Here is a 14494-nt window from a genome sequence, read left to right as displayed (position 1 = left end):
ACCAAGCGCTGCTGCCCAACCGTCGCCGGCTTCAGTCGCGGTCGGAAGCGATCAAGTCTCCTCCAGGACGGGAGGTTGAAGATTCTCTTAGCCCTCGACGAGCCATGATCGGATGAAAAGGCCTGAGCATCAGGCTACGACCTTCAGGCCTCGGGCCCTGCTCGGTGCAACTGAGGTCGTGCCGCGTTCGAGCAAGCGCAAGGGCATCCGAACATTCGGAATGCCCGTTGCCGCCTCTCCTTGCATCATGTTCAGGAGGATTTGAGCACCCGCGCGCCCCATGTCGTACATCGGCTGGCGGAACGTGGTGAGAGGTGGCTCGATATAGTCCGAGACCTCGATCCCATCGAAGCCGATGACCGAGACATCTTGCGGAATACGAATGCCGGCCGCCTGAACGGTCTTGACGAACCCGATTGCGCTCTCGTCGCAGGCTGCGAACACGCCGGTGGGACGTTTCTTCAGCCGCAGGAAGGCTTCTGCGGCTGCCACTCCTGTTGCGAATACGAAGGCTCCTTCCCAGCGGACGATATCCCGCTGGCTGAAGCCACCTGCGGCCACTCCTTCCACAAATCCTGCATAGCGCTCGACTTCAATGATGGAAGTAGGAGTGCCCGAGATGTAACCAAACCGCCGGTGTCCCAACCTAACAAGGTACTCCACGGCCTGGCGCGCAGCCTCTCGATCCTGGACGACCACGTTCGGAATGGACGGATCATCGATGGCGGCACACATCGCGACGATGGGCAGTCCCGCCTCTTTCATGTTTCGGTCTCCATCCTGGGGCACGTGGCCCGTCAGCAGGAGAACGCCATCGATCTGGCGCGAGAGCGCGAGCGCCACATAACGCGGTTCCCGCTCGCGCTGATTATCAAGATTGCCGACGATGATGCCATAGCCGCACCGCGTGAGTTCATCGTCTACGCCCCGCAGAACCTGGGCGAAAACCGGATTGGTCAGACGCGGCGCCACCACCAGCACGTTCATGGTGCGCCGCGTCCGCAGGTTCTGGGCTGTCCGATCCGGCGTATAGCCGCTACGGCGGACCGCCTCCATGACAAGGTCGCAGGTCTTTTGCCGCACCTTGTCGGGATCCGACAGGACCCGGCTGACGGTGGCCGTCGACACGCCCGCCAGTCGCGCAACGTCGGCGATACGGATATCCTTGACGGAATGCCATCGCTGGCGGCTCATGACAGTTACCTCAAAGCCCAAGACAAGATATGGCCCCCCTGTTCCAGGAACTCCAGCTTATCTGAACAGACGTCTTGACTAATTTAAAATCCGATTACAACCTATACCTCAAGATGTAATCGATTACAAAAAGTCGGTACAACGCTTCTGGGAGGAAGCCATGAGCCTGAAGACACGCGTGTCCGCGTATACACTTTCTATTGCCCTCGTTTGGAGCTCCGGAGCCTTCGCCCAACAGATGAAGGCGGAGGTGCTTCACTGGTGGACCTCGGCTGGCGAGTCGGCAGCCGTGAGGGTCTTTGCCGACCAGTTCACGAAGTCCGGCGGCACCTGGGTCGACAATGCCATCGCGGGAGGCGTCAACGCCCGGGCAGCGGGCGTCAACCGGATCGTGGGCGGGAACCCGCCGACCATGACGCAGTTCAACACCGGCAAACAGTTCGATGAACTCGTCGATGCCGACCTCCTACGGGACCTCGATGCTCAGGCCAAGGCCGGCAAATGGTCCGAGATCATGCCGAAGCTGATCGTTGACGCCGTGACCCGGGAAGGCAAGGTCTACGCGGTTCCGGTGAACATCCACGGCCAGAACTGGATGTTCTACAATACCAAGGTCTTCGCCGATGCCGGCGTCGAGCCGCCCAAGACATTCCCCGAACTGCTGCAAGCCGGTGAGAAGCTGAAGGCCAAGGGTATCATACCATTGGCACTCGGTGGACAGCCGACCTGGGAGCGCAACCTCTTCAACGCCGTTCTTGTGGGCCATGGGGGGCCGGATCTGTTCCGGAAGATCAACGGCGCCCGTGACCAAAGCGCTGCCAAGAGTCCGCAATTCAAGGAAGTGGTCGAGATCTACGGAAAGATGCGCGGCCTTGTGGACCAGGGCAGCCCTGGCCGCAACTGGAACGACGCCGCATCTCTCGTCATCACGGGCAAGGCCGGCATGCACTTCAATGGCGACTGGGCGAAAGGCGAATTCATCGCCGCCGGCCAAACCGCAGGCAAGGAGTATGGTTGCGCGCTCGTGGGCGCAAGTGGCGGCAAGCTCATCATTGGAGGTGACGTATTCGTCTTTCCCGCCACGAAGGACAAAGGTCAGCTAGCCACGCAGGACAAGCTCGTTGAGGTCCTTCTCGATCCGACCACACAGCTCGAATTCAACAAGAAGAAGGGTTCGATCCCGGTGCGAATGGACGTCGACGTCTCGTCCATGGATGCCTGTGCTCAAAAGTCCAGCGCAGTTCTGAAGGACTCCGCCAATCAGGTGGAAGCCCAGGAACTGATCTCGACCCCGAACTTCACGGGTGCGATGCAGGACGCGATCACCCAGTACTGGAACAACCCCAACATGACGGCTGACACCTTCATCGAGAAAGTGTCAGCAGCGATGCGCGACGCGAGCTAATCCGCTCCGGCTCGCCCTCGCACGGGGGCGAGCCCTTCAATCATGGGGCTTTAGCGCTTGAGGGGACCTTAGCATGGCCACTCTCCCGATCCGTGCCTCCAGCATCGGCGCGGCCGATACAGGAGCTCGACGCCGCATCCGAGCTCGGCTGCCTGCTGCATTCGCCCTCCTGCCGACCGCGCTGATCGTGCTGGTCGTCTACATCGGCTGCATGATCTGGACCGTGCGGCTCTCCTTCACCAGTTCGACACTGCTGCCGAAGTTCGACTGGGTCGGGATGGCGCAATACAACCGCCTCTTCCTGAATGACCGATTCCTGACATCGGCCGAGAACATCGTGATCTTCGGCGTCTTGTTCATCTCGGGGTGTCTGATCATCGGCTTTCTCATGGCCGTCTTCATCGATCAGAACGTGCGGGGCGAAGGTCTTTTCCGAACTGTCTTCCTTTACCCCTATTCCATGTCCTTCGTGGTGACGGGTGTGGCCTGGCAGTGGTTTCTCAATCCTGGCCTCGGACTTCAGAAGCTTGTCAGGGACATGGGCTTCGAAAGCTTCACGTTCGACTGGCTCGTCAACCAGAAGATGGCGATCTACACGATCGTGATCGCAGGCCTCTGGCACGGAGCGGGGCTGACCATGGCCATCCTGCTGGCCGGTCTGCGCGGTGTCGACGCCGATCTCTGGAAAGCCGCGAAGGTTGACGGCATTCCTACATGGCGCGTCTACACATCCGTAATCCTTCCCCTCCTCCGACCGATGGTCATCACGGCGACCGTGCTGCTGGCGACCGGAGTGGTCAAGCTCTACGACCTGGTCGTCGCCATGACGCTTGGTGGCCCCGGCATCGCCACGGAAGTGCCGGCCAAGTTCGTGATGGACCACCTGTTCGAGAGAAACAACATCGCCCTAGGAACGGCGGCCGCCACGATCATGCTGATCACCGTCGTGATCGTGCTCGCCCCTTGGGTCTACGCACGATACGTCCGCCCGCAGGGGAGGCCCGCATGACCGCCGCCATCGAACCGCAGGGCCGTCGTCCGCGTCGGCTCACCGCAGGACGGATCGGCGTCTACATGTTCCTGGTGACGGCGGCCCTCTTCTTTCTCCTGCCCCTTTGGATCATGGTGATGACCTCCCTCAAGCCCATGGAGGAAATCAGGCTCGGCAACATTCTATCGCTGCCCGCCGCCATGACTTTCGACGCGTGGAGCAAGGCTTGGTCTTCCGCTTGCACTGGGCTGGAGTGCAATGGCATCAGCGTCGGCTTCTGGAACTCCGTGCGCATCCTGATCCCCTCCGTGATCCTCTCGATCATTGCAGGAGCGATCAACGGCTACGCCCTCTCTTTCTGGCGGGTCAAAGGCGCCAACGTCCTCTTCGGCGTGCTGCTCCTCGGCGCTTTCATTCCTTACCAGGTCTTTCTCTATCCCCTCGTGCGCATCTTCTCCCTGACGGGAATCTACAATTCCCTCCTCTGCATCGTACTCGTGCATGTGATCTTCGGACTCCCGACCATGACGCTCCTATTCCGAAACTACTACGCCGGGTTGCCGATCGAGCTCTTCAAAGCCGCCCGCATCGACGGGGGCGGATTCTGGTCGATTTTCCTCCGGGTCATCCTGCCCATGTCGACCCCGATTCTTGTCGTCGCCACGATTCTTCAAGTGACGGGCATCTGGAACGACTTCATCTTCGGGCTGACTTTCGCAGGCCGTGAGAACCTGCCGATGACGGTTCAGCTCAACAACATCGTCCATTCGACCCAGGGCGAACGCGCTTACAACGTGGATATGGCCGCGACCATGCTCGCGGCCCTCGTTCCCCTGGTGATCTACTTCGTGTCTGGACGCTGGTTTGTCCGCGGCATCGCCGCCGGAGCCGTGAAGGGATAGGCCATGACTGCAGTTTCGGTTCGGGATGTCAGCGTCGCGTTCGAAGCCGTGAGGGTCTTCGACGGCCTGTCGCTGGATATCGAACAGGGTGAATTCATCGTATTGTTGGGGCCGTCCGGCTGCGGCAAGTCCACGCTGCTCAACGCGGTCGCCGGATTGCTGGACGTGGCCAACGGTCAGATCTGGATCGACGGCCGGAACGTCACGTGGGAGGAGCCCAAGGATCGGGGCATCGCCATGGTGTTCCAATCCTATGCCCTGTACCCGCGCATGAGCGTGCGGGAGAACATGTCCTTCGGCTTGAAGATGGCGAAGACGCCAAGGGCCGAGATTGAGAAGCGCGTGGCCAAAGCCGCCGACCTCCTCCAGATCACCCCCCTCCTCGACCGGCGCCCGGACCAGTTGTCCGGTGGCCAGCGTCAGCGGGTCGCGATCGGCCGCGCCCTCGTCCGGGACGCGGCGGTATTCCTCTTCGACGAGCCGCTCTCGAATCTCGACGCAAAGCTCCGGAACGAGCTGCGGGTCGAGATCAAGCGCCTCCACGCTCGCCTAGGCAAGACGACGATGATCTACGTCACCCACGATCAGATCGAGGCCATGACCTTGGCCGACCGCATCGTGGTCATGAAGGAGCAGAAGATTCAGCAGATCGGTTCGCCCGACGAGATCTATCGCCGGCCGGCCAACCTGTTCGTTGCAGGATTCGTCGGATCGCCGCAGATGAACTTCATCAAGGGAAGGCTCGAGAGCACCGGCGAAGGCCTGAGCTTCCTGGCGGGAGACAGGCATCTCCCGCTTTCTTCCTATCCGTTCGTCACGACACCCGTTCCAGGACAGAACGTCGTTCTCGGCGTCCGTCCCGAGCATCTCGAAATCACGGGCCAGGGATTGTGGCCCGGGTTCAAGGTGGACATCGTGGAGCCCATGGGCGCCGACACGGTCATCTGGTGCAGCGACGGGACAGGATCGCTTCAGGTGCGCACGACCGGCAGCCGACGCGCGGCTCCCGGCGACAACCTGACACTTCATGTCGACGCTTTGCAGGTCTCGCTGTTCTCGGCAGAGACCGGAGACCGTCTGTAACCTGAGCTATTCCAAAGGTTCACCCTTCTCACAAAGTCTCGCTGGATTCATTTCCGAACCATGAGGATCTCATGAGCGTTTCAGACGTACTCTCCATACAGCTCTATACCTTGCGCTCGCTGGAGGATCTCGATCGCATTCTCGACGTCACGGCCGGTGCAGGCTACCGTTACGTCGAAACGGTCGGATCGCACCTCGACATAGCGGCCGAGGTGCGCGCCAAGCTTGATTCTCACAACCTCAAGGCCTCGTCGAGCCACGTGAGCCTCGCGGCCCTGCGGGAGAAGCCGGAAGCGGTCGCCGATGCCTGCCGGACCCTGGACATCACTCATCTCTACATGCCAGCGGTCCCGCCCGAGGACCGTGACATGGCGGCCGACGGTTGGCGCTCCCTCGGACGTGAGCTGGGGCAGATGGCGGAGTGCTTCCAAAGGGAGGGGATCCGCTTGGGCTACCACAACCATCATTGGGAGCTGAAGCCCAAGGATGGGCCGAAGACCGCCCTCGAGTTGATTTTCGCAGAAGCAGAGGGCAGTCCCCTCACCTGGGAGGTCGATGTCGCTTGGCTCGTACGCGGCAATGTCGACCCGGTGGAATGGATCAATCGTTACAGCGGCATCGTCAGGGCTGCGCATGTGAAGGACATCGCCCCCGCTGGGCAGAACGAGGATCAGGACGGATGGGCCGATGTCGGCTCGGGCACGCTGAACTGGCGCGAGCTTTGGCAGGTCTGTCGCAACGCCGGGGCCGAATGGATGGTGGTCGAGCACGACAAGCCGGCGGACCCTGCCCAAACAGCCCGTAACAGCCTCGCGTTCCTTCGCTCCATTGAGGATTAAGGACCATGAGCACACTGAATGTCGGCGTCATCGGATGCGGCAACATCTCCGGCATCTATTTTCAGAATATCCCGGGCTATCGGGGCCTGACACTCCGCGCTTGTGCAGACGTGAAGCATGACGTGGCGCTAGCCCAAGCGAGCAAGTACGGCACGAAGGCGTTGTCGGTCGACGATCTTCTAGCCGATCCCGACATCGACCTCGTCGTGAATTTGACCATACCGAGCGCTCACTTCGGCGTTTCCCTCGCGGCCTTGAGCGCGGGCAAGCATGTGTTCTCGGAAAAGCCCCTGGCCGTGGACTTCGAGCAGGGCCGCAAGCTCGTGGACGAAGCGGAAGCACGCGGCCTGCATCTCGGTTGCGCGCCCGACACGTTCCTGGGGGCCGGTGGGCGCCTGGCCCGCAAGCTCGTCGACGACGGTGAAATTGGACGAATCCTCTCGGGCACGGCCTTCCTGATGTCCCATGGCATGGAGCACTGGCACCCGGACCCGGAGTTCTTCTTCAAGCCGGGCGGCGGCCCGATCCTCGACATGGCGCCGTATTACCTGAGCGCGCTCGTCAACCTGATCGGTCCCGTGCAGCGGGTCGTCGCGATCTCGGGCATCGGTTTTCCAGAGCGGATCGTGACATCCGACTCTCCGCGCAAGGGCCATCGCATCGCGGTCGAAACACCGACTCACGTGATGTCACTACTCGAATTCGCGTCAGGCGCGCAAATCACGTTCTGCATGAGTTGGGATGTCTGGAAGCACAGCCATCCGGCGATCGAGATCTACGGCTCCGAAGGGTCGCTTCGGGTCCCCGACCCGAATTTCTTCGGCGGTCAGGTGGATATCTCCGACCGAGGCGGGGATTGGCGCAACGTCGATTCCAGCGGAATGCCCTTAGGCTCTCCGAACTGGCGCTCGCCCAACTGGGCGCCCGAGATGCCGGACCGGGCGAACTACCGGGCCCTCGGCCTCGCCGATCTGGCGAGCGCCGTCCTGAACGGGACGCCGCATCGCTCCAGCGGCCGCCTCGGCCTCCATGTCCTGGAAATCATGCACAGCATCCTCGAAAGCGCGGCCACGGGTGAGCCCAAGCCCATCACGACATCGTTAGAGCGCCCTGCCCCGTTGGACGACGGCGAAGCAGCCGGTCTCTGGAGGGGCGTGACGAAGGCCAGTTCGGCTGCCTGACAGGAAAGCCGACCCCGGATGGTGCGGGATCACCGTCCGGGGCCTCGCCATGTCCAGCCCGGTTTTAATGTGCCGCCCGCTTCCGGGAACGCAACTGATCGAGATTGACGTACACCGTTCCGGCCGCTGCCATGAGCGCCAGAATGCTCCAGGTGATCGCATAGATCAGGTGATTGTTCGGAAAGGTCACGACTGTCAGTCCGGCGATGGGAAGGCCGCCGTCCGGAGCACGTTCGGCGTCGACGAAATAGGGCGCAACGCGACTGAGATGCTGCGTCGCCGCGATCGCACCTACGTCGCGCGAGAACCAGCGCCCCGAGGACGGATCGTTCGCCCGCAGGACTCCCCCACCCGGCTCCGACAGGCGCAGCAGCCCCTTCACGGTCACCGGCGCATCGACTCGTGGGTGCCAGGCCACAGAGTCGCGATCTGAGGCGGGAATGAAACCCCGGTTGACAAGGATGATGGTGTCATCGTCCCGAGCCAGGGGTGTTATGACCCAGTAACCACCACCCAATTCCGTCAAGGCTTGAACGAGGACCGAACGGCCGTCGATCCAACGCCCCGTCGCGACGACGCGGCGATATTCATCGTTCGTCGCCGAGATCCCGTCCCAAGCCTCTTGTCCTGGGGCGGGCACATGAGCCGCATGAATTCGCGTCTCGACACGTTCGATGAGGTCCAGCTTGTATGCTCGGCGATGGATCTGCCACACGGCCAGCAACGCAAGACCCGCCACGACGAGAAGCGCCACCGCGTTGAAGGCGACAAGCGCCGCGATTTTTCTAGTGCTCAGGGCTTCTGCAACGCTTCGTGCGGCGTCATCGGCATCATGTTCCGGTCCAGATGATACATGACCCATATCGAGCCGGCCAAGGTGATGACGACAAGGGTAAGGGTGAAGGCAAGCGCGAGAAACGTCCATCCCCCCTCGGATTTCGTGTTCATATGGAGGAAATAGATCATATGCACCACGATCTGAACTGCCGCGAACGCCATGATGACGATGCTCGTCAGCAGGGTGTCGTCCAGCACGTCGGCCATCACGAGCCAGAAGGGAATGGCCGTGAGGATGACCGACAGGACGAAGCCTGTCATGTAGCCCCTGAACGTCCCATGGGCTTCGGACATATGGGTGTCGCTCCCATCTCCAGCGAGGCCTTGGGTGGGGTGGGAGGCCCGAGGCCCGGCGGCTCGACTCATCGCATGGATCCCATCAGGTAGACGAAGGTGAACACGCCGATCCAGACCACGTCCAGAAAGTGCCAGAACATCGACAGGCACATGAGTCGGCGCTGGTTGTCCTCGATCAGTCCGAAGCGGCGCACCTGCACCATGAGGGTCACGAGCCAAACGATGCCGACCGTCACGTGCAGCCCGTGCGTTCCCACAAGCGCGAAAAACGAGGACAGGAAGGCGCTGCGCTGAGGCGTTGCGCCTTCGCGGAACATGTGGGCGAACTCGTAGAGCTCGAGGCTCACGAAGGTGGCGCCCAAAAGGCCCGTGACCGCCAGCCATATCAGGGTCTTTCTGACATTCTGCTGTCCCATCTCCAGCATCGCGAACCCGTAGGTGATCGATGACAGGAGAAGGAGGCTCGTGTTGAGCGCAACCAGCCGCAGATCGAAGAGATCGGCTCCGGACGGCCCTGCGGCGTAGTTGCGCCCCAGCACTCCGTACGTCGCAAACAGGACCGCGAAGATGAGGCAGTCGCCCATCAGGTAGAGCCAGAAGCCGAACAGCGTGCCGCCATCGCCGTGGGCGTGATCTTCCTGCTCGTAGAAAACCGGCGCCTTGGCGCCCGGCGGAGGAGTCATCTCGTGCATCGGCTCAGGCTCCTCCCGCGGGCTGCGCCATTCTGTGGCTTTCGAAGCGGACGACGTCCTCGGCCGGGATGTAGTAGTCGCGATTGTAGTTGAAGGTATGATGGATCGCGACCGCGATCAGCCCGACGAACGACAGGGCCGCCAACCACCAGATATACCAGACCAGGGCGAAGCCGAGAGCCGTGCTCAGCACGGCCAGGAACACGCCAGTGCTCGTGTTCTTGGGCATATGGATCGGCTTGAAGCCCTCGAGCGGATGGTCGTGGCCGCGATTCTTCATGTCCCACCACGCATCGAGATCATGCACCACGGGCGTGAACGCGAAGTTGTAGGGCGGCGGCGGCGAAGTGGTCGACCATTCGAGGGTCCGGCCATGCCAGGGATCGCCCGTGGTGTCACGCAGCTGCGCCCGCTTGAAATAGCTGACCGCGAGCTGGACGAGGAGGGCCAGGATGCCGGCGAGGATGATGAAGGCCCCGAAGGCGGCGACGAGAAGGTATGGCTGCAGGCTTGGATCCTCGAAATGCTGGGTCCGGCGCGTCACACCCATGAGACCGAGAGCATAGATTGGCGTGAAGACGACCCAGAAACCGGCCAGCCAGCACCAGAAAGAGACTTTGCCCCAGAAGGGGTCGAGCTTGAAGCCGAAAGCCTTAGGGAACCAATAGTTGACCCCGGAGAAAAGCCCGAAGACCACGCCGCCGATGATGACGTTGTGGAAGTGCGCGACCAGGAACAGGCTGTTGTGGAGCACGAAGTCGGCCGGCGGCACGGCGAGCAGCACGCCGGTCAATCCGCCGAGCACGAATGTCGGGATGAAGCCCATGACCCAGATCATGGGCGTCTCGAAGCGGATCCGCCCCCGGTACATGGTGAAGAGCCAGTTGAAGACTTTCGCGCCCGTTGGGATCGAGATGATCATCGTCGTGATGCCGAAGAAGGCGTTGACGCTGGCCCCCGAACCCATCGTGAAGAAATGGTGCAGCCAAACCAGCCAGGATATGACGGCGATGACGGCGGTGGCATAGACCATTGACGTGTAGCCGAAGAGCCTCTTGCCGCAGAATGTGGACACGACCTCCGAGAAGATGCCGAAGGCGGGCAGGATCAGCACGTAGACCTCGGGGTGACCCCAAATCCAGATGAGGTTCATGTACAGCATCGAGTTGCCGCCGAAGTCGTTCGTGAAGAACCGAGTTCCGACATAGCGATCGAGCGCCAGAAGCGTCAGCGTCGCAGTCAGGACCGGAAAGATCGTGACGATCAGGGCATTGCTGCAAAGGGTCGTCCAGCAGAAGATGGGGATCTTCATCATCGTCATGCCGGGAGCACGCATCTTGACGATGGTGGCGATCAGGTTGATGCCTGACAACGTGGTCCCGACACCGGCGATCTGGAGCCCCCATATATAGTAGTCGACCCCGACCCCGGGGCTATAGGCGGATCCCGACAGCGGCGGGTACGCCAGCCAGGTGGCTCGCGAGAATTCGCCGACGAAAAGGGACATCATGATGAGGATCGCGCCGCCGACGGTCATCCAGAAGCTGAAATTGTTGAGGAACGGGAACGCCACGTCCCGGGCCCCGATCTGCAGCGGCATGATGTAGTTCATGATCCCCGTCACGAACGGCATCGCCATGAAGAAAATCATGATCGTTCCGTGAGCCGTGAAGATCTGATCGTAATGGTGCGGGGGCAGGTAGCCTTCCGACGCCCCGACCGCCAGCGCCTTCTGGGTGATCATCATGATGGCGTCGGCAAAGCCCCGGAGGAGCATCACGATGGCCAGCACGATATACATGATGCCGATCTTCTTATGATCGACGCTGGTGAACCACTCCCGCCAGAGATAGCCCCATTTCCCATACCATGTGATGGCGGCCAGGATGGCCGTGCCGATCACCGCCACGACCAGGAAGGTCCCGACCAGGATGGGATCGTGGTAGGGGATGGCGTCGATCGTCAAACGACCGAAGATGAATTGCAGAAGGTTGCTGTCCGAAAACATGGGATCTCGTCCGAGTCAGTGCCGGTGAGGTTCGTTCGGCTGGGTGTTCAACTGGGATGGCGCGGGACCGCTTCCCGCACCAGGTTGGCCGGATCCGGGCCTGTTGGCATTGTCATCTCCGCGCGGCATCACGCCCTGGGGCTCCTCCGGGCTCCTGGGGGCGCGGCCCGAGGCCGGGAACGTCGCCCCAGATGGCTCTTCGCCGCGCTCCAGGCGCCGATTGTCGTAGTCGAGACGCTTGCGGTTCTCTTCGCTGCCTTCGCTGGACCCGCCCATGCGGTCGATGTGATGCATCTCGTGCACGCACATCTGCCCCGGAGCGACGCATAGGCCGAGAATGGCGTCGAACAAACCGCCCTCGACGGTTCCATAATGCTGAATGGGCACCGCTTCGCTAGGCTTCTCGAGCTCGGTATAGACGTTGCGGTCGAGAGGGCCCGTGGCGGACCTGACCTTGGCCACCCACTCATCGAAGCCCTGCTGATTCAGGCTGCGGAACTTGAAATTCATCCGGGAGAAGCCCGATCCGCTATACTGTCCCGAGATACCCGTGAAGTCCCCTTCCTGGTTCATGACGGCGTGCAGCTTCGTCTGCATGCCGGGCATGGCGTAGATCATCCCGGCCATGGCGGGCACGTAGAAAGTGTTCCAGACGGATGAAGACGTGATCCTGAAGGTGATCGGGACATTCGCGGGGGCAGCCATCTCGTTGACGCTGGCGATGCCCAGTTCCGGGTAAATGAACAGCCATTTCCAGTCGAGCGCCACGACCTCGACCGAGAGCGGCTTCACGTCGGCGGGCACCGGCTGGTTGGGCGCAATCCGGCTGAGGGGCCGATAGGGATCTAGGGTGTGTGTACTGATCCAGGTCATGGCGCCGAGTGCGATGATGATCAGCAGCGGCACGGTCCAGATGACCACCTCGAGCTGCGTGGAATGATGCCAGTCCGGATCGTATGTCGCATCCGTATTCGTCGCCCTGTAGCGCCAAGCGAACACGAAGGTCAGAGCGATCACGGGAACGATCACGAGCAGCATCAGCGCCGTGGATGCGATGATGAGGTTGCGCTGTTGGACGGCCACGTCGCCGGCCGGGTTCATCACGATCAGGTCGCATCCGGCGAGCCAGGCGGATCCGGACAATACCGCCAGCAGGCGGACGACTTTTCCCACCGACAGGCGGTTCGAGTTTGGCTGGATGGATGGAGAAGTGGAATGCATGGCTAGGGCCGTCGCTCCATGGTGCATCGCAGCCTCGGACCTTGGGAAGAATTTTGACACATCGGGCGCATCTGCGAACGCGTCCGTCAAACTTGCCGGATTTCCGAACGTGACAGGCTGAGCGCGATGAGGGTCGTGACCGCTCCAGAGAGCAGGTAGAGTCCCACACAGGCCAAGCCGTAGCGGGCTGAGAGGAAAAGCACGATCAACGGCGCGAAACCCGCACCGAGCAGCCAAGCAAGGTCGTTCGTGAGGGCCGCCCCTGTGTAGCGGTAGCGCTGGTCGAGTTCCGACGTGACCGCCCCGGAGGACTGACCGTAGGACAGCCCCAGCAAGGCGAAGCCGGCATTCACGTAAATCGTCTGCCCGATCGCGTTTTCCTCGATGAGCAGCGGGGCGATCGTGCTTCCGATGGCGAAGATGGCGATCAGGCCCGCGGAAACCATCAGGAGCGTGCGTCGCCCGATCTGGTCGGCGATGAGGCCAGACGCGAAGACCGCGCCCGCGCAAATGAATGCTCCCGAACATTGTATCATCAAGAACTCGCCGGCGGAGCGCTGTGTGAAAAGGCTGATCCAGCTGATGGGGAAGACCGTGACGAGATGGAAGAGGGCAAAGCTCGCCAGGGGAATCAGCGCCCCGGTGAGGAGCACGCGGGAATAGTTGCGCACGAGCGGGATGATCGGCGAAGGCTCCAGGCGCCGCCGCTCGAGCAGGCTCGAAAACTCGTCCGTGGCCACAAGCCTGAGGCGCGCGAACAAGGCCACGACGTTGACGGCAAAGGCGCAGAAGAACGGATAGCGCCAGCCCCAGTCCAGGAAGTCCTCCTCCGTCAGATTGAGCATGAAGAACGCAAACAGGACGCTCGCGACCATGAAGCCCAGAGGGGCGCCGAGTTGGGGAAGTGCAGCGTAAAAGCCCCGGCGGTGGATCGGCGCGTTCAGGGCGAGAAGCGATGCGAGACCATCCCAGGCGCCGCCCAGGGCCAGGCCCTGCCCGATCCGCAGGATCCCGAGGAGATAAAGTGCCCAAGCCCCGATCCGGGCATAGCCGGGCAGGAACGAGATGGCCATGGTGGAAAAGCCGAGCAGGAAGAGCGCGATCGTCAGCTTCACGCCGCGCCCGTAGTGTCGATCAACGGCCGTGAAGATGACCGTGCCGACGGGGCGGGCGATGAACGCCAGCGAGAACATGGCGAAGGCGTAGAGCGTTCCCGTCAGGGGATCCGCGAACGGGAAAAAGACTTTGGGGAACACCACAACGGACGCGATGGCGAACACGAAAAAGTCGAAATATTCCGCCGTGCGGCCGATGATGACGCCGATGGCGATCTCGCTCGGAGCGACCTTGTGATCGGTGGAGGCCAACCTGGCATCGCGCTCGAGCGCCGTGGATGTGGGTTGCGAGCCTTGAACCTGATCCACCGCCATCTAGACGTTCCCCTGCAGCGAAATCGTTCACCGGCGTCATTAAGAGGCGAACTCTCCCAGCGGCGCAAGCCAAAAAGCCGCGACAAAGCGCGGGCCCGGCCCTCCATCCAGAGGCATTTCGAGCGCCGCCCGCCAGCGGCAGATGTTGACCTTCGGCTCCTAGGATCGGCGTCCCGTCGGGTGCGCGGAACCCTCGCGACACCCGCGCCACGGCCAAGCCGGTCGGAGCGCAAGCACACCTCGATGGAGATTACCCATCAACGTGGCCATGATCGAGTTGTGCGGAGAATGGTACAGCCGCCCCGGCTCGAACGGGGGACCCCCAGATCCACAATCGGTTTTTTCCTATTCCCCGAGATTCCCCGCCACTCCCCAGAAACGCTCTAAGTTATTGATAAACAAAAATATTTATTT

General features: G+C 61.7%; 13 protein-coding genes. 6 read left to right on the top strand and 7 right to left on the bottom strand.

Annotation, left to right across the window (positions count from 1 at the left end; genetic code table 11):
* Positions 1–129 precede the first annotated feature (129 nt).
* Positions 130–1194, bottom strand: coding sequence for a LacI family DNA-binding transcriptional regulator (locus ILT42_RS21270; protein ID WP_204218011.1), 1065 nt, complete (start codon positions 1192–1194; stop codon positions 130–132).
* Between the two features lie 160 nt (positions 1195–1354).
* On the opposite strand from ILT42_RS21270, the gene ILT42_RS21265 reads away from it, so the two are divergent.
* The 6 genes from ILT42_RS21265 to ILT42_RS21240 all read left to right on the top strand — a co-directional run bounded on the left by ILT42_RS21265 (position 1355) and on the right by ILT42_RS21240 (position 7595).
* The gene (locus ILT42_RS21265; protein WP_204218010.1) at positions 1355–2599 is read left to right on the top strand and encodes an ABC transporter substrate-binding protein; all 1245 of its coding nucleotides are present in this window, start codon (positions 1355–1357) and stop codon (positions 2597–2599) included.
* Positions 2600–2672: 73 nt separating this feature from the next.
* A complete protein-coding gene (locus ILT42_RS21260) occupies positions 2673–3608 on the top strand; it encodes a carbohydrate ABC transporter permease (protein WP_204218009.1) in 936 nt (311 codons plus the stop codon).
* On the top strand, positions 3605–4492 hold the full coding sequence (locus ILT42_RS21255) for a carbohydrate ABC transporter permease (RefSeq protein WP_204218008.1): 888 nt from the start codon (positions 3605–3607) through the stop codon (positions 4490–4492). Before ILT42_RS21260 ends, ILT42_RS21255 begins: the two co-directional genes overlap by 4 nt.
* Before the next feature lie 3 nt (positions 4493–4495).
* A complete protein-coding gene (locus tag ILT42_RS21250) occupies positions 4496–5575 on the top strand; it encodes an ABC transporter ATP-binding protein (RefSeq protein ID WP_204218007.1) in 1080 nt (359 codons plus the stop codon).
* Positions 5576–5646: 71 nt separating this feature from the next.
* Positions 5647–6414 carry a sugar phosphate isomerase/epimerase family protein gene (locus tag ILT42_RS21245; protein WP_204218006.1) on the top strand — a complete coding sequence of 256 codons (768 nt, stop codon included), beginning with the start codon at positions 5647–5649 and terminating at the stop codon, positions 6412–6414.
* A gap of 5 nt (positions 6415–6419) precedes the next feature.
* A complete protein-coding gene (locus ILT42_RS21240) occupies positions 6420–7595 on the top strand; it encodes a Gfo/Idh/MocA family protein (protein ID WP_204218005.1) in 1176 nt (391 codons plus the stop codon).
* Positions 7596–7659: 64 nt separating this feature from the next.
* Here the strand turns inward: ILT42_RS21240 and ILT42_RS21235 are convergent, their stop codons facing one another.
* The 6 genes from ILT42_RS21235 to ILT42_RS21210 form a co-directional block, all read right to left on the bottom strand.
* Positions 7660–8349 carry an SURF1 family protein gene (locus ILT42_RS21235; RefSeq protein WP_204218004.1) on the bottom strand — a complete coding sequence of 230 codons (690 nt, stop codon included), beginning with the start codon at positions 8347–8349 and terminating at the stop codon, positions 7660–7662.
* Between the two features lie 38 nt (positions 8350–8387).
* A complete protein-coding gene (gene cyoD, locus ILT42_RS21230; protein WP_204218003.1) occupies positions 8388–8726 on the bottom strand; it encodes a cytochrome o ubiquinol oxidase subunit IV in 339 nt (112 codons plus the stop codon).
* 68 nt (positions 8727–8794) lie between these two features.
* Positions 8795–9421, bottom strand: a complete 627-nt coding sequence (cyoC, locus tag ILT42_RS21225; protein WP_229428844.1) for a cytochrome o ubiquinol oxidase subunit III — start codon at positions 9419–9421, stop codon at positions 8795–8797.
* 4 nt (positions 9422–9425) lie between these two features.
* Positions 9426–11429, bottom strand: a complete 2004-nt coding sequence (gene cyoB, locus ILT42_RS21220; protein ID WP_229428843.1) for a cytochrome o ubiquinol oxidase subunit I — start codon at positions 11427–11429, stop codon at positions 9426–9428.
* Positions 11430–11444: 15 nt separating this feature from the next.
* Positions 11445–12650: a ubiquinol oxidase subunit II gene (gene cyoA, locus ILT42_RS21215; RefSeq protein ID WP_204218002.1), complete on the bottom strand. Its 1206-nt coding sequence runs from the start codon at positions 12648–12650 to the stop codon at positions 11445–11447.
* Positions 12651–12736: 86 nt separating this feature from the next.
* Positions 12737–14080: an MFS transporter gene (locus ILT42_RS21210; RefSeq protein WP_204218001.1), complete on the bottom strand. Its 1344-nt coding sequence runs from the start codon at positions 14078–14080 to the stop codon at positions 12737–12739.
* Positions 14081–14494: the final 414 nt, after the last annotated feature.

This window comes from Microvirga pudoricolor (assembly GCF_016892705.1).
In the GTDB taxonomy this organism is placed as follows: Bacteria; Pseudomonadota; Alphaproteobacteria; order Rhizobiales; family Beijerinckiaceae; genus Microvirga; species Microvirga pudoricolor.
This window is presented reverse-complemented; position numbering and strand designations above follow the sequence as displayed.

Excerpts from the sequence above, each read along its gene's own strand:
- cyoC (WP_229428844.1), bottom strand. The coding sequence starts at position 9,421 with ATGCACGAGATGACTCCTCCGCCGGGCGCCAAGGCGCCGGTTTTCTAC.
- cyoD (WP_204218003.1), bottom strand. The coding sequence starts at position 8,726 with ATGTCCGAAGCCCATGGGACGTTCAGGGGCTACATGACAGGCTTCGTC.
- ILT42_RS21270 (WP_204218011.1), bottom strand. The coding sequence starts at position 1,194 with ATGAGCCGCCAGCGATGGCATTCCGTCAAGGATATCCGTATCGCCGAC.
- ILT42_RS21265 (WP_204218010.1), top strand. The coding sequence starts at position 1,355 with ATGAGCCTGAAGACACGCGTGTCCGCGTATACACTTTCTATTGCCCTC.
- ILT42_RS21240 (WP_204218005.1), top strand. The coding sequence starts at position 6,420 with ATGAGCACACTGAATGTCGGCGTCATCGGATGCGGCAACATCTCCGGC.
- ILT42_RS21245 (WP_204218006.1), top strand. The coding sequence starts at position 5,647 with ATGAGCGTTTCAGACGTACTCTCCATACAGCTCTATACCTTGCGCTCG.
- ILT42_RS21250 (WP_204218007.1), top strand. The coding sequence starts at position 4,496 with ATGACTGCAGTTTCGGTTCGGGATGTCAGCGTCGCGTTCGAAGCCGTG.
- cyoB (WP_229428843.1), bottom strand. The coding sequence starts at position 11,429 with ATGTTTTCGGACAGCAACCTTCTGCAATTCATCTTCGGTCGTTTGACG.
- cyoA (WP_204218002.1), bottom strand. The coding sequence starts at position 12,650 with ATGCATTCCACTTCTCCATCCATCCAGCCAAACTCGAACCGCCTGTCG.
- ILT42_RS21260 (WP_204218009.1), top strand. The coding sequence starts at position 2,673 with ATGGCCACTCTCCCGATCCGTGCCTCCAGCATCGGCGCGGCCGATACA.
- ILT42_RS21210 (WP_204218001.1), bottom strand. The coding sequence starts at position 14,080 with ATGGCGGTGGATCAGGTTCAAGGCTCGCAACCCACATCCACGGCGCTC.
- ILT42_RS21255 (WP_204218008.1), top strand. The coding sequence starts at position 3,605 with ATGACCGCCGCCATCGAACCGCAGGGCCGTCGTCCGCGTCGGCTCACC.